This window comes from Chlamydiales bacterium (assembly GCA_016185065.1).
Taxonomy (GTDB): Bacteria; Chlamydiota; Chlamydiia; order Chlamydiales; family Rhabdochlamydiaceae.
The window spans coordinates 200,053-213,821 of the sequence record JACPOL010000008.1 but is presented as its reverse complement, the minus strand read 5'-3'; the positions used below and the strand labels follow the sequence as shown (position 1 = coordinate 213,821).

General features: G+C 46.1%; 14 protein-coding genes. 3 read left to right on the top strand and 11 right to left on the bottom strand.

Annotated features, from left to right (window positions below; all coding sequences use genetic code 11):
• Positions 1 to 39: 39 nt before the first annotated feature.
• The 5 genes from ubiG to HYX48_04945 all read right to left on the bottom strand — a co-directional run bounded on the left by ubiG (position 40) and on the right by HYX48_04945 (position 4,266).
• Positions 40 to 780 (bottom strand): 3-demethylubiquinone-9 3-O-methyltransferase, encoded by a 741-nt coding sequence (gene ubiG, locus HYX48_04965; GenBank protein MBI2743251.1) that lies wholly within the window; start codon positions 778 to 780, stop codon positions 40 to 42.
• A complete protein-coding gene (locus HYX48_04960) occupies positions 762 to 1,085 on the bottom strand; it encodes a hypothetical protein (GenBank protein MBI2743250.1) in 324 nt (107 codons plus the stop codon). The genes ubiG and HYX48_04960 overlap by 19 nt, the downstream gene beginning before the upstream one ends.
• Before the next feature lie 165 nt (positions 1,086 to 1,250).
• The gene (locus tag HYX48_04955; GenBank protein ID MBI2743249.1) at positions 1,251 to 2,357 is read right to left on the bottom strand and encodes a naringenin-chalcone synthase; all 1,107 of its coding nucleotides are present in this window, start codon (positions 2,355 to 2,357) and stop codon (positions 1,251 to 1,253) included.
• A gap of 65 nt (positions 2,358 to 2,422) precedes the next feature.
• On the bottom strand, positions 2,423 to 3,349 hold the full coding sequence (locus HYX48_04950; protein MBI2743248.1) for a hypothetical protein: 927 nt from the start codon (positions 3,347 to 3,349) through the stop codon (positions 2,423 to 2,425).
• A gap of 119 nt (positions 3,350 to 3,468) precedes the next feature.
• Positions 3,469 to 4,266: a sulfite exporter TauE/SafE family protein gene (locus tag HYX48_04945; protein MBI2743247.1), complete on the bottom strand. Its 798-nt coding sequence runs from the start codon at positions 4,264 to 4,266 to the stop codon at positions 3,469 to 3,471.
• A 207-nt stretch (positions 4,267 to 4,473) separates the two neighbouring features.
• On the opposite strand from HYX48_04945, the gene HYX48_04940 reads away from it, so the two are divergent.
• Positions 4,474 to 4,899, top strand: a complete 426-nt coding sequence (locus tag HYX48_04940) for a hypothetical protein (protein ID MBI2743246.1) — start codon at positions 4,474 to 4,476, stop codon at positions 4,897 to 4,899.
• Between the two features lie 101 nt (positions 4,900 to 5,000).
• Here the strand turns inward: HYX48_04940 and HYX48_04935 are convergent, their stop codons facing one another.
• The 4 genes from HYX48_04935 to HYX48_04920 all read right to left on the bottom strand — a co-directional run bounded on the left by HYX48_04935 (position 5,001) and on the right by HYX48_04920 (position 9,799).
• The gene (locus HYX48_04935; protein ID MBI2743245.1) at positions 5,001 to 5,804 is read right to left on the bottom strand and encodes a hypothetical protein; all 804 of its coding nucleotides are present in this window, start codon (positions 5,802 to 5,804) and stop codon (positions 5,001 to 5,003) included.
• A 74-nt stretch (positions 5,805 to 5,878) separates the two neighbouring features.
• Positions 5,879 to 6,145 carry a hypothetical protein gene (locus HYX48_04930; GenBank protein ID MBI2743244.1) on the bottom strand — a complete coding sequence of 89 codons (267 nt, stop codon included), beginning with the start codon at positions 6,143 to 6,145 and terminating at the stop codon, positions 5,879 to 5,881.
• Between the two features lie 159 nt (positions 6,146 to 6,304).
• A complete protein-coding gene (locus HYX48_04925; GenBank protein ID MBI2743243.1) occupies positions 6,305 to 8,146 on the bottom strand; it encodes a hypothetical protein in 1,842 nt (613 codons plus the stop codon).
• A gap of 120 nt (positions 8,147 to 8,266) precedes the next feature.
• The gene (locus HYX48_04920) at positions 8,267 to 9,799 is read right to left on the bottom strand and encodes a hypothetical protein (GenBank protein ID MBI2743242.1); all 1,533 of its coding nucleotides are present in this window, start codon (positions 9,797 to 9,799) and stop codon (positions 8,267 to 8,269) included.
• 125 nt (positions 9,800 to 9,924) lie between these two features.
• Here HYX48_04920 and HYX48_04915 point away from each other — a divergent pair, with 125 nt between their 5' ends.
• Positions 9,925 to 10,872, top strand: a complete 948-nt coding sequence (locus HYX48_04915; protein MBI2743241.1) for a hypothetical protein — start codon at positions 9,925 to 9,927, stop codon at positions 10,870 to 10,872.
• A 50-nt stretch (positions 10,873 to 10,922) separates the two neighbouring features.
• On the top strand, positions 10,923 to 12,197 hold the full coding sequence (locus HYX48_04910; GenBank protein ID MBI2743240.1) for a dicarboxylate/amino acid:cation symporter: 1,275 nt from the start codon (positions 10,923 to 10,925) through the stop codon (positions 12,195 to 12,197).
• Between the two features lie 63 nt (positions 12,198 to 12,260).
• On the opposite strand, the gene HYX48_04905 is transcribed toward HYX48_04910, so the two are convergent.
• The gene (locus tag HYX48_04905) at positions 12,261 to 12,746 is read right to left on the bottom strand and encodes a hypothetical protein (protein ID MBI2743239.1); all 486 of its coding nucleotides are present in this window, start codon (positions 12,744 to 12,746) and stop codon (positions 12,261 to 12,263) included.
• A gap of 97 nt (positions 12,747 to 12,843) precedes the next feature.
• Positions 12,844 to 13,683, bottom strand: coding sequence for an RluA family pseudouridine synthase (locus tag HYX48_04900; GenBank protein MBI2743238.1), 840 nt, complete (start codon positions 13,681 to 13,683; stop codon positions 12,844 to 12,846).
• Positions 13,684 to 13,769: the final 86 nt, after the last annotated feature.

The following is a 13,769-nucleotide window of genomic DNA, read 5'->3' as shown; positions in this document are numbered from 1 at the left end:
ACTCCAGGGACCTCTCTTCGTTCGGTCAAAGAAAGAGACCTATTGTCTTTGTCCATATCCGATATAGCCGGTTACTAGCGAGCGCGTGAACTGGAACTTGAAGTTTTCGGGCACTCTTCTAGTCAAGAGCATCCGCGGAAGCGCAGGGGAGAGAAGTTTAGGAGAAAGACCGTGAATCTCCTCGATCTCTACTCCCACGCTTGCACACATCTCCCTTAGCTCTTTCGGTTTAATAAAGAGGTTATAGACGTGCATCCGCGGAGGAGTGTTTCGAACAGCCCACTCAACCCCTTTAATCACGAGAAGCCAGCTCAAAAAATTTCGGTTGAAAGTGTGAAAAAAGAACCTTCCACCTGGCTTTAATACGCGCCTTGCCTCTTGAATAACCAGAAGAGGATTCTCCACATGCTCCAAAAGGTCGAGCGCAATTGCGACATCAAAGCTCTCATCTGCAAACGGCAGCTGCTCTGCACTCGCCAAGATATAACTTGCACTGCGGGTTAGATCTTGCTCCCTAGCGATAGTCAAACTCATGGGGGAGAGGTCGACTCCCGTCACTTTATGGCCAGCTTGGACAAGAGGATTAGACAATAGACCAGCTCCGCAGCCGATATCCAGTATCTTGCAAGGCCCCTGATACTTCGAAGCAATCGTCTTAATAACCCAGGGCGTGCGTATCTCATTCTCCTTTCGAAGAAGCGCAATCGGATGGTCGTTTGCGGTATACCACCTCTCGCCAAGAGCCTCGTAGAAGCTATTGTTTATCTCTTCTCCTGCCATATGAAATTCCAGTAGATGATTTGATAGAACATGAAAAATGCAGCAAAAGCCACCTGCGTCGTTAGAAAAAAGGAGAGGAGAGAAGGGGAGGGGAGGAGCTCAATCAGCCACTTCGGAGCCGCCTCTCCACCCATCGCAGCCCACATCAGCCCTGCAGAGGCCAGCATGATCGGGTGGTTAATAAAGAGAAGCGCATGCAGCCAGTGCTCGCTTGCCGGACAGTGGTGTTTATGCACAAACTCATCTTTAGTCACCATCAGACAGGAGAGGATCGCAAGTGCAGCATAGATCTTCACCATCGGCATTGAGAAGGGAACAAGAAGGGTAAAGAGGAGGGTGGCAACTACGCTCAGCGTATCGATCGGGTGTCCAATGCGCTCCCACTTTGGGAGCCCTCTCTTCTGATGAAAGTAGACCTCATCAATCCCAATTGCAATTGCTTGGATAAAAAAGGGGATAAAAAAAGGTATTCAAACATGAGGAGCTCCCTTCTCAAAAATAGCCCCGCAGGCTGTAAGCCCCGGACCAAATGCTAGACTTAAAACTGCGCTTCCAGGTTTAACGTTCTCATCGCAAGCGATCTTCTCCCAGACGTGAGGAAGGGTGGCTGAAGACATATTTCCCATCGTTTTTAAAACCTCTTTACTGTGATAGACCTGCTCATCGGAGAGTTTGAGCATCTTCTGGATCTGGTCGATAATTTTTGGGCCGCCTGGATGGATCGCAAAGAGAAGCGGACTCTCCGACCTCCCGCTCCAGTTGGATCTCTTTTGAAGACGCTCAATAAAAGAGGGGAGCGCTCGGCTCAGCACAACAGGCACCTCTTTAGCAATCGTCATGCGCATCCCCCAATCTTCAAGCCTCCAGCTCATTAGGTCGCAAGTCTCAGGCAGAATCTCTTCATGTAGACCCAAAATCTTATAAATATCTGGCTCTTGCGACACCGAGTATTTGATAAATCCATCCGCAAAGAGGCTCTGCACTACCAGCTGCTCAGTCTCGTGAAGAAGGGGATTCATGTGAAGCGTGCAAAGTTCAGTATGCACGAGATCGACAATAGAACGCATGCCAGTAGCCATACGCAAGGCGGGAATAGAAGCATAGCAGCCCATGTGGTAGGCGTGAGTAACAACTGTTTCAGCCCCAAACCCGCGTTTGGAAACAATGTGCTGAGCGCCGCTTGGCGAAGCGTACCCCGTGCATGTGACGTGAATAAGATGAGAAGGAGCTATACACCCCTCAGGATAGAACTCTTCAAAAAGCTGATTCACCGCTGTCTCAAAGAAGCTCATCCGCTTCTGAAGGCCCGCGCCAACTGCGCTCTCACTCTGATCGTAGATCTCCCGAACCGAATCCAGGCTTGTCACTTCTTTCAGAAGCGTGCCACGCCTCTGTATCTTATCACTTCCCATTCCAACGCGCATGAGCCGCTCTCGAATCTCCTCATAAAAACCCAGCTCTTCACCACTCTTAGCCTGCGCACTCGCATGCTCATGCGCAATCCACTCAAGGATCTCTTGCTGGCTAAACTCATGAGGCGGACGAATAAGATGAAAACGACCTAAATAAAAAGACATGCGCGCCACAGTAACAGGGCGCGCATGATGCGTTCAAACGAAAAAGATAATAAATGAGACTTGGTTTACGGTTGCGAATCTATTATCGCATCAAAGAGTTCTCGCACCTGTCGTTCATTTTTCCAAAGTGGCATCTCTTCAGATATTTTAAAACCTTCACAATCTGGCCCGTATTTTAGCCCTCGAATCAATCGATTTATTAGATCATCGTTGAACTGGTGAAATGTCTTTCTCAATACCTGTCTCATTTCTGATTCTTTAAGATCAGGATACTTTTGCAGAATGTTAAGAATTGCTCTCTCGCATCTTCTGCACTCATCAGCAAAGACATTTCTACGTGCCTGTTTAGGTTGTGTTACTCCCGACAAGCCCATCATATCTCTTGCATCCTTCATCGCCTTTTCTTTAGCTGCGCTTGCTGCTGCTTCCACGACTACAAAACTCTCGTCCTTGTCACCGGAGGCAAGGCAAGCGTCATATGCTTCGTCACCAATAGCTAGAATCTCTTCTTCTTGGTTTTTACTTACGTCAGTAAGATCTTGATCAATCACTGTAAAGATAAGGTGAACTGGAGAGGCTTCTAATCTTCTAGTGGTCGACTCCTTTGGAGATCGCATGAGCTCTCTACGAGGTGAAAATGGTTTTCGAGGCTCATCGGCACTTCTAGTAATGTGGAAAGTTGGTACGACAAGACGATCTGGAACATCAATGTAATCGCGCACCTGCTTTGCTCCAGTAGCAGCCACTTTTTTTGTTGCTATTCTGGCGTCTTGAAGAATCCTCTTATCTTTGCAAAAGTCTTTAAGTTCAGCAGACCAGAATTTTTTCCATCCTGCAGATCCATAATTACTCAAGCAGATGAGGACATCTAGAATAATCTCGTGGTACCAAGAGAGCTTTTCGCTCTTCTTTTTTGGACTAAAGAGACCTTGGGAATAGTCTGTCTCTAAATGAACTACTTTTGGGCCTACTAGTGGAGGTAGTGATGCCATATATAATCTCCTAAACTAAAATTTTTATTACTTTATAATAATAATTATAAACAAAATATTAATTATTATCAATTAAAAGCTTTAAACTGAAATATTACAAACTGCTGCAGATAAAGAGGTTAGAATAAGAGCATAATTATTCCGATCGCTATCAGGGCGATTCCAAAGATGCGCCTTAGATGAGCAGGGGAGAGGCGAGAGGTGAGAAATGCGCCATAAATAGCTGTAATTGAGGACGTTACACTTATAATGATGAAGGCGGGCAAGTAGAGATATCCGACGCTGTAGGGGAAGGAGATCGCATCAAGACCGTAATAGAGGTAGAAGATGGCCCCGAAGAGGCTCACAACCATCCCTGTGGCTGCGGAGGTGCCGATCGCCTTCTTTTCAGGCACCTGGTGATGTAGAAGAGTGGGTACGGTGATGATCCCCCCTCCAATCCCTAGAATATTCGAAATAAAGGAGATTAAAAGGCCATAGAGGCCTAGGCGACTCTTTCCAGGAGCCTTTTGTTGATGCGCCTTCGGATTGAAGAAAGGTCGTAGAAAGTGGATGCCGAGCAGGCAGGCGAAGAGGCCGAAGATCATCTCGAGGATTACACTAGATAAGCGGTCGGCGAAAAAAGCTCCTATCAGAGAGCCAAGAACGATCCCAGGAAGCATCCCTTTAAAGATCTCCCATACGACCCCATTTCGCTTCTTGTGCGCGAGCGTTGAGGATACTCCATTGAAAAACATTGCAGCTAAGGAGGTTCCGATCGCAAGGTGCATTGAAAAAGCCTGAGGAAAATCCAGAAAGCGGAAGATAAAAAAGAGGCAGGGGACTGTGATTACACCACCGCTAATGCCAAGCAGCCCTGCAAAGAGGCCAGCTGTTGTTCCAATCAGCGCATAAAGAAGCAGTGCCACGAGCATCATTTTGCTCTCCTGTTTTTCTCTTCCTATACCAGAGCAAACATATATTTAAAATTTTATATTTGTATCATTAAAATTTTAGTTATATCGAAATAGAAATAGACTTTATTTTAATCAAGCAATTTTTATGATAGTAATTGAAATTTAAATACTAACAACTTAAAATTTTAGTTGTTCGTGGAGTTTTATATAATAATAAAAGGTAATAAAATGAACAGACTAGAAATCGCAAACACACTGCGATCTCTGGGTTATGAAAGTGTGGAACAATCAATTGACATCGAGCATGTGGCCGATGTTGTTGAAGTCAGGCTAGATGGCCTTGGCGCACCAGGAGAGATCCTTAGCGGAGATCAGCTCACATTAGTCGGTAGAAAAATTTCTACTTTAGACTTAGGTGATCACTTCTACCGTTTGGTTCTAGACCTCATTCTCGATCTCGTTTCCCATGCGGGAAAAACAGGGATCTGGGCAAAGAGGGAGCTCGCTATTCTCGGTGAAAGAGGATTGCGAAACTTTGTCTCCGAAAACGCTGAACATCTAGATTTCCACAAACCTGGAGATCACGATACAAAAACCGGAAGGGTCATACGCTTCCAATTTGTATCAAACGTTAGAGAACGTGAAGTTCGATAACTTTTTGGCCCGGTCTTCTGACCGGGTCTTCTTATTTTAAGCAGGGCAGCCCCTTCCTCTTACCCCAAACAACGTCTGATAATTGATCTTATGTTGATGCCTTAGGTAAGCCTTTCCAGAGGGATCTTCTCCTCGGTCTCGACGATTGAGCTGATATAGCTTATCGCCTTCTCTCTATCCTCTTTGGGCAAGAGAGTCACAGTCAGGGTCTCTTTCAGCCCCTTCTTGGGAACGAAGATCACCCGGTGGAACACCGAGTATGGCGCAATCGCCTCATCCTTCTCCTTCACAGATTTTGCTGTATAGTCTTTATGAATTCGATAGTGCGTCTTCATCGTTGCAATCGAGTCCAGCGTGCTTGGAATCATAAAGGGCCAGAAGAACATGCTGGCAACCCTAAGGCCTATTGAACGCGGAAGCGACTTGGCTGAAATGGATAGCGCCACCCTATTTGGAGAGGCAGTCGGAAGACTGATCCCATCCCTGGAAAGCTCGTAGGTCGTGCTTGTATTATTTTGAATAGTGATCTGGATGGGCTGGTAGCCCAGTTTTAATAGGTTCTGGTCTAAATAATCGCTGCTCTCGCTAGAGGTGTATCTCTTGGCCGTGACAGTTAACCCCTTAGACTCGACCGCAAAAGCGTGCTTCTGGCTCTCTAAAGAGTTCATGGCACTGTGATTAAAACTTTCAAAGCTCATTAGAATGGTTGCGAGCCCCAGGATCCCTAGACAGCTTAGCCCATTTCTAGAACGGAGCCACTGTTTGGACTGGGTCAGCAGCCTACTTCTCTCCTTGCGGCTGAGGAGCTTTGACCAGTCTATCTTCTGACTTTTCTTGTAGAGTTTCAGGAGGGACTTTTTAGAACTTTCAGCAAAAGACTTAATTAACTTAATTTCTTTCTGCATAACACTCCATTTGTTTAATTGCGAAAAGCATAAACAAAATGGAGCTATTATTCAATTAGTAAAAACAAAAGAACCTAGGCAGATTTCTTTCGGTTTTTTAAAGAAATTTCTACAATTCTTTCCAGACACTCTTGCGCCTCATCTCTGGTCTTAAACTCTTGTCTACCAGTGATTTTGCTACAAGTCTCATCGGCATAGACAATAGCCTCCCAGTGCAGCTTTGAACCAGAATCCTGCACTCTCATGACAACGAGATGCTCAAAATCTTTTAGATAGTAGTAGTCATCATAGCGCAGATCCTGGATCCAAGAGTATCCCGCAATACCACGACCTTCTATCACATGCACACCATTTTTATATTAGAAATACTGATAATTTCAAATTATCATAATTAAACATTATTAACACAGATCATTTAATTATATGATTAATTTGAGTGCATCGCCAGGTCGATGCAGAGAAAAGCGGCGACAAGTCGCGCGCACTCCAAAAAAGAGAGGCTATCCGCCCAGGAGGTCTCGGATCCAGTTGAAGAGGGTTGTGAGGCATTCGAGGGCGCTATCCCAGAAGCTCTGCTGCGGCGCTGGTAGCGGCTGAGCTGGAGGAGTGGGAGGCGCTGCAGGAGGTTGAGGCTGGGAGTTAATAGGAGCAGATCTAGCTGGGGGCAGATCCAAGGCAGGAAGAGAAACATTAGAAGCTAAAGGCAAACGAGGCGGAGAGGCGGGCGCAGCTGTCTCGAGGGCTGGAAGCGCAGGAAGCGGCTCAGATGGAGCAGCAGGAAGTCTTGCAACTGGCTGGTCCGCTGCGGGCTCTAGTGAGCGAGCAGGGGTCTCTTTGCGTTCGATAGGAGAAGCTTGTCTGCGAGATTCGGCCTCTTTTTGTTCTTTTTCAAGTAGAGCCCGCTGCTGCGCTCTTCGCATCGATTCCCGCTCGGAGGCAGAGAGTTTCTCTTCTTTTTCAAGTAGAGCCTGCTGCTGCGCTTTTCGTATTGACTCTCGTTCGGAGGCGGTGAGATTTAACTTGATGTCTATAGGTGTACGCACTTCTCTTCCAGCTGTTGGTTTGCTTCTATAGATTCTTAAGATCCCATCGAAAATCTGAAAGTCGGCAAAGGAGTCGCCTTCAGCTGCTACAAAGATCTCCACTCTCTCTCCCTTATCAAGGGAGTAAAGCGACACCGCTTTAGAACCTAGCACCAGGGCTCTCTCTCCTACAAGACGCAAATTTGATCCATTTCTAGAGTTCCAGTGATTTCCAAGCTCGTCGCGCGGGTGGATCGTTAAATTCCGTATCAAGTTAAAGCTTGCATCAAGTATCTGCAGCACCTCTTTTGTTGCGTTACCATCAGAATCAAAAAGCGTTGCGCGCATTAACATCCCCTCTTTTACCCTGAGCATATTTCCACATTGGGTCTGGGGAATAATGGTTGATCTCATGACTTTAGGATCGCTAGAGAGGTCAACTACTCGTGTAAATCTTCGTGTATATCTGAATTTAGATGAGTCATAACCGCCACAGAGATTTAGAAAGAGTCGATGCTCATATATAGAAGACCCCTCCATAGAACATTCCGGATCAAGTTCACCAAACTTTTTAGTCGTTCCAGAACAGAGCCCCACTACATTAAACCCCCATTTGAAGTTCCCGTAAGCTAGAAAAAAATCAGAAACCGCGAATGTTTCACGAGCGTCACGCGTTATCTTCCCAAGCGTTCTACCCTGGGATTCAGAAAGCGCTAGATCTCGAACTCTAATCCAATGCAAGTTCTTTCCATCCGTCTCAATCAATCTCCTGTCGAGAATTTGTGTTTTATTATCAAAAAAACATGAACTGCTGAAATCAAATCGACTCTCTTCATTACAAAACCCTAGTACGCTCCAGCCTGAAGTCGTGTTATGACTCCAACCTGATGTTCTGGCGGCACAAAAGTCCTCATCTCCGATGTAACATGGATGTCCAGCATAACGAGGAGTTCCATCCGCAGAAAATACTGCTTTTTCCACTGCACAAAACTCTCGCGATTCGAGCACTGCGAGCATGTTGGTTTGCGCAGCTGCGTAGAGCGCTCTATCTCCGTGCAGGGAGGGAAAGGTTCTTCGGATGTACAGCTCGAGCTTACAGTTACTTAGATGTTCATCATTCAATGCATCTCGAAAGCACCTACTCACTCTTCGCAGTAATCGATACTCCCTTTCGAAAGTCGAACTCTGGTTCTCACGGCCGCAGGCAAAAATTGAAATCATTTCTATGATCGAATCAGGAAGTCGAGCAAAAGCTGTCGGCGCTGCGCGCTCCCCTTTTGACTCAGAAGTGATAGGCTTGGAAACTGCTTTTACGGACATTGCACACCTTTAGTAGTGCAAGTATTTTATCAAAAAGCGGCTAATTGCTAAATATCTAATTTCCCCAGAATAACTAAATAGTAAATTTTTTACTACACGCTCAGGAAAAGCGTAAAGATGTCATGAAACTATGCACTTTGTTGAAGGGGGCGGACCGGCAGGTGGCCTTCCTTGTTCGACAGAAAAAGCCGGCATTCTGGACCTTCTGCGCTCTAGATCAAGCTGAGCCTGACGGGCTGCGCGTATCAGTTGCCGTTCGGAAGCAGAGGGATTCAACTTTATATCTAGAGGTGCACAGTTGTGTCTATGGACCCTTAATACAGCATCATGAATCTGAAAACCTATGTAGGATCCTCGACTACCAGCCTCAAGGATTACCTGGCGCTTTCCATTATCCAAATTGTAAAGAGAAACCGTCTTAGGACCTAGCACCAGAGCTCTCTCCCCTACAAGGAGGAGGTTTGATCCATTTAAGGAATTCCAGTGTTTATCCCAAACTGGATCAAAATTATCATGTGGTTCGATTGGAAAACTTCTTAGAAGCTTAAAGCTTACCGGATCAAATATCTGCAACGCCTCTCCAGCCATTTTTCCGTCGGCACCCCAGAGTGTTGTGCGGATTAAAACCCCCTCCTTCACACCTTCTATTTTTACTCTGGCCATATTTCCACAAGTGGTCCTCGGAATAACGACGTTTGGCATAGATTTTGGATCGCTGCGAAGGTCAAATACGCGTGTAAATCCTCTCTTCTTCTCTCTAGATTGTACAATTCCATACTTGTCTAGGTGAGCTTCTTCGTAGCAGAGATTTAGAAAGAGTTGATGTTGATATATTGAAGATCCGAGAGACTCGTAAGGAGCATCATCAAAACCTTCCAATGCTCTCGTTTTTCCCGAGTGCAGACTTGTTACATTTATCTTTATTGGATATTTTCCTTGAATCTTTTGATCCTCATAGAACTTTCCATAAGCTAAAAAAAAATTGGAGACTGCGAAACTCTCCAGGCTATAGTGGCGTGATATTTTTCCAAGCACTTGGAATTGGGACCTGGAATTCGTTAGATCTCGGACTTCAATCGCAAGCTCACGCTCTCCTGCAGTTCGAAAGAATCTTCTATCGAGAACTTGTGTTCTTTCGCGAAAAACAGATGAACTAGTAAAAGAGAACTGTTTTTCTCCTTTATGAAATTCTCGCACATCCCACTGTTCATTTTTGTCATGACGTCCTTGACCTTTAGTTAATGTAGCAAAAAGGCCCTCATCTCCAACAGGACGTGTATGCTTTCCTCTTTCGAAAAGATCTACTCTCTCTACTACAGAAAATTCTCCTGATTCGAGCACTTCAAGCATAGTTGCTTGCGTAGCTTTGTAGAGAAGTCTATCTCCGCGCAGAGAGGGAAATGTTCTTCTAATAAACAGCTCTTGCAGCCTATCTCTCAGAAGCGAATCGGTTAACGCATCTCGAAAGGATCTACACACCCTTCTTAATAGCCGGTACTCTCGTTCGAAGGTTGAACCCTGGTTTTCACGGCCACAAGCAAAAATTGAAATAGCTTTAATAGTTAAATAAGGAAGAAGAGCCAAACCTACAGGCTCCTCACGATCTCCTCTTGACTCATGGCTGCTGGGCTGGGAAACGACTTTTATTTTCATTGCGCACCTCCTCAATGCGATTGATCTTACAAATTTTTCGACAAAAATCAAATAGTAAAAACTTTAATTCGCGTCGAGGGAAAGCGCTTTTAGAAAATCGCTGCTATAGAGGAAAATAGCTCTCAATGAGCACATTCACACTGGATACGATTCATTCTTTTGATAGGATGAAGGCCTTTTTAAGCGCGGAGCGGGAGGTTGAAGAGATCCTTCGATCTGCTGAGAGCGACGAGCCAAATAATTTGGCTGGCTTCTGGAATGTAACCCGGCTCGTGATTACCACCCCACTTGCTCTGATTTTGGCGCTATTCCTCTACTGCATTTCGCTGATTCTCTCAAGCGTCCAGGCAAGCTCTCTATCGATCCAGTGCGAGATCCTCTCGAAGCATGCGCTTAGCGGCCTCATCGAACTCACAGCGGTGATCGGATATGGGTCTAAGATGATCGCTCCCCTCTACAACATGTACGCCCTATCTGCAAGCGATGTCTACCTGCAGCCTCCTCTCACCCTCCCCTCCCCTTCTCTGGACGAGCGGATGCAACAGGTTGTGAAAGATCAGAGGGAGATTAGATTCTACTCACCGGAGGGGGTCTGCAAAGGCCTTAACACCTGGTTCTGGCATCTCTACTCTCAGACGAAGGATCGAATTTCGGGTACGGATCGCTGTTTGCGCTGTGTAGCAAAGAGCTTCTATCCGGGAGCCCAAAGCCAGCCTTCATCCCTACATGCGCTCTATTACCCAGAAAAGAACCTATTGGGTATGAATAGGCCCGACGTAGATCAGTCACCCTCACATCCACCTTCTGCCCCTTTAACGGATCGCTCTAATCTGACTCGAGTCATCGGTAGTTTAGAGCCGGGAGTTTATGAGATCTGGTTTCACTTCCATCGAATGGGCTACTTAAAAGAGGGGCCTGAATTAGGCTACTTAGTGGATTTCAACTCTGGGGTGATCAAGTTTGAAGGCAGCGGGATGCCTTCACAGGTCTCACGCTACCTCGACTACTACAATAAGCCCGAACTTCTCAACGGAAACAGGGCCACCTTTATCCGAAATCTTTTTTCCTCGTAAAATTTTCCTAGATCTATAAGAATGCGCTTTTACACATGAAAGGTAGAGGCATGACTAAAAAGACGAAAAAAACACCGTGGGTTGTATTTGCTGCAATTGCTCTGGGAATGATCATCGGCCCCTTAACCGGCACCACAGCTGGTGTTTTTGGCATCTCTTTCTATTCGATGTACGATCTCTTCGGAACGCTCTTTATCAAGGCTCTTACTCTTATCGTTGTGCCACTCGTTGCCTCATCGATCATCAGCGGCATTGCTCGGATGGGAAGCGACAAGACATTTGGAAGGCTGGGCTTGAAGACATTTGGCTTCTACGTCTCGACAACTTTTCTCGCTGTTTTAACTGGGCTTCTCTTCGTGAATATGATTAAGCCGGGCACAGATGGCCTCTCAGAGGCTATGGCAAAACAGGCGCTTGAATACTCGACAAGCAACGCGCATCTCGCTGCTGGAAAAGTCAACACTGTCGTTGATATTTTCCATCAGATCATCCCCTCCAATATCGTCGATGCATTTGGCAAGAGTAACATGCTTGGCATCATCTTCTTCTCAATCTTATTCGGCTATGCGCTTTCAAAAATCGATGCGCACGCCACAACACTACTCAGCTTCTGGCAGGGTGTTTTCCAAGCGATGATCTACGTCACACATCTTGTGATGAAGGTCCTTCCTTTTGGAGTCTTCTGCCTGGTCGCGAAGGTGTTTGCCACCACGGGGTTAGAATCACTGAAGTCGCTGACACTTTTCTTCGTTACAGTCGTGCTAGCGCTCGGCTTCTTCATGTTTGTCGTGCTTCCACTTGTGCTAAAGTTTATCGGAAGAGTAAGCCCCCTCTCTCACTTCCGCGCCATGGCTCCAGCGCTAGTTACTGCTTTTTCAACTAGCTCATCATCAGCCTCTCTTCCTGTAACACTTGATTGCGCAGAGAAGCGCGCGGGCATCTCAAACAAGATCTGCAGCCTTGTGTTGCCGCTTGGTATCTCACTAAACCTCGCAGGCTCGGCCCTCTACGAGTGCGTCGCTGCGATGTTTGTGGCTCAGGTCTATGGCATTGAGATCTCGATAGCAACCCAGTTTATCGTCGTCTCCCTCGCCCTCATCACCTCGATGGGTGTAGCGGGAATCCCCGCTGGAAGCCTCGTTGCAGTGATTGTGATTTTAAAGGCTCTAGGCCTTCCAGCAGAAGCGATAGGCCTCTTCATCGCAGTAGACAGACTCTTAGACATGTGCCGCACTACCGTCAACGTCTTCAGCGACAGCTGCTGCGCAGCGCTCGTAGCCCGCTCTGAAGGCGAGAAGATCCTCACCAAAAAGAAGTTTTCTTAGAATAAAAAAACGCCATGTGTTTTGCACATGGCGTTTACCTCTAAAAAACCCTTTGTTAAAATCTTAAGGGTTCATTAAGTCAGCAGTGAACTGATCAAGATCTGCCTGAAGAGCAGCTACCGCTTTATTCATATCATCTTGACTCTTCACATTGTGAATAGCATTAGTGGCATCAACAAAGGCTTGTAGGCCTCCTGCTGCTGTCATTTGCAAATCTGTCATGAGCTGGTTCTCCTTCGCGAAGTTCCATGGAGCTGGAGTGGAATACCATGCGTTAGTTACATCTGTCACAAGCTTAATTTCAAGGTTTTTAAGCTGCGTTCCAAGACCTTGGGGACTAAAGAAGTGATCATACCAGTTCGGGTCGTTTTTGTAGTTATCTGGTATCTGATTTAGAACTTTCTCTATCGCCGTGATGTCATTGTAGATCGCTTGAATCACTGGGGAAATCGGATAGGGATCATTCTGGATCGGATCCTGCCCATAGAATGGGGAAAATTTGGAATAAGGCACATGGATCGAAGATTCATGGGGGGTTCTGGTTACCATATTATTATACACTCCTACGTTATTATAATATTTATTATATACTTTATTATATAAAGATTCAATAAATATTTTGATACATTAAGCTGTTAATTATTAACTACTTAAAAAGCTTAAAGAAAGCGTCTGGGAGAGGGATTGAGAAGCTGTGAGACTGTTTGGTAATAGGGTGGATAAAGCCTAGTTTGCAGGCATGGAGACAGAGCCTTTTTGCGGGGTTGGTCGTTGCCCCATACTTCTTGTCCCCCGCAATGGGGTGCCCCGCCTCTTTGCAGTGAACGCGGATCTGGTTCTTTCGCCCCGTTTCCAAGCGAAAACGCATGAGGCTACGCCCTTTTGCCTCTTGCACCACTTCGTAGTGGGTTACGCTAAGTTTTCCCTCATCTTCCGAGTGCGTGCTTCTAACGAAGAAGTTGCTATCTTCCTTGAGGTAGCTCTTCCACACGCCCTTCTTTTCTGCCAGAGTACCCTCGATGATCGCGCTATACTCGCGTTCGATCGAGTGCTCCTCGAACTGCTTCTTAAGCCCATCCCTTGCGGCTTCCGTGTAAGCAAAGACCATGATTCCGGAGGTTTCGCGATCGAGGCGCTGGACGGGGTAGACTTTTGGGCTTGGTGCGCGTCTTTTTAAAATCTCATGGGCACTGATGGTAGCATCGGTGTCTGTATCTACGCTTAAAAGGCCTTCGGGCTTATAGATTACAACTAGGTGAGCATCCTCATGAAAAATACGGACATCGTAGTTGATAAAATGAGCCTTCTGTCCCATCTCTACCGTCTCCCCTACCCGCACGATCTGATTGCTCTTTTTTGCAACTCTTCCATCCACGGTGATGCGCTCTTTTTCCACCCAGGACTTAAGGGTGTTGTTAGAGCTGTCGGGAAACTGTTTTTTGAGGAGCTCCAGAAGGGAGATCTCTTCTGTGATTGTGATTTTCATAGAGCCGAAATTCTACCATGAACTCCGCCTTAATTGCTACCAACTTGAAAGAGCTTACAATCAACATCTTAAGATAAATTCGCCTA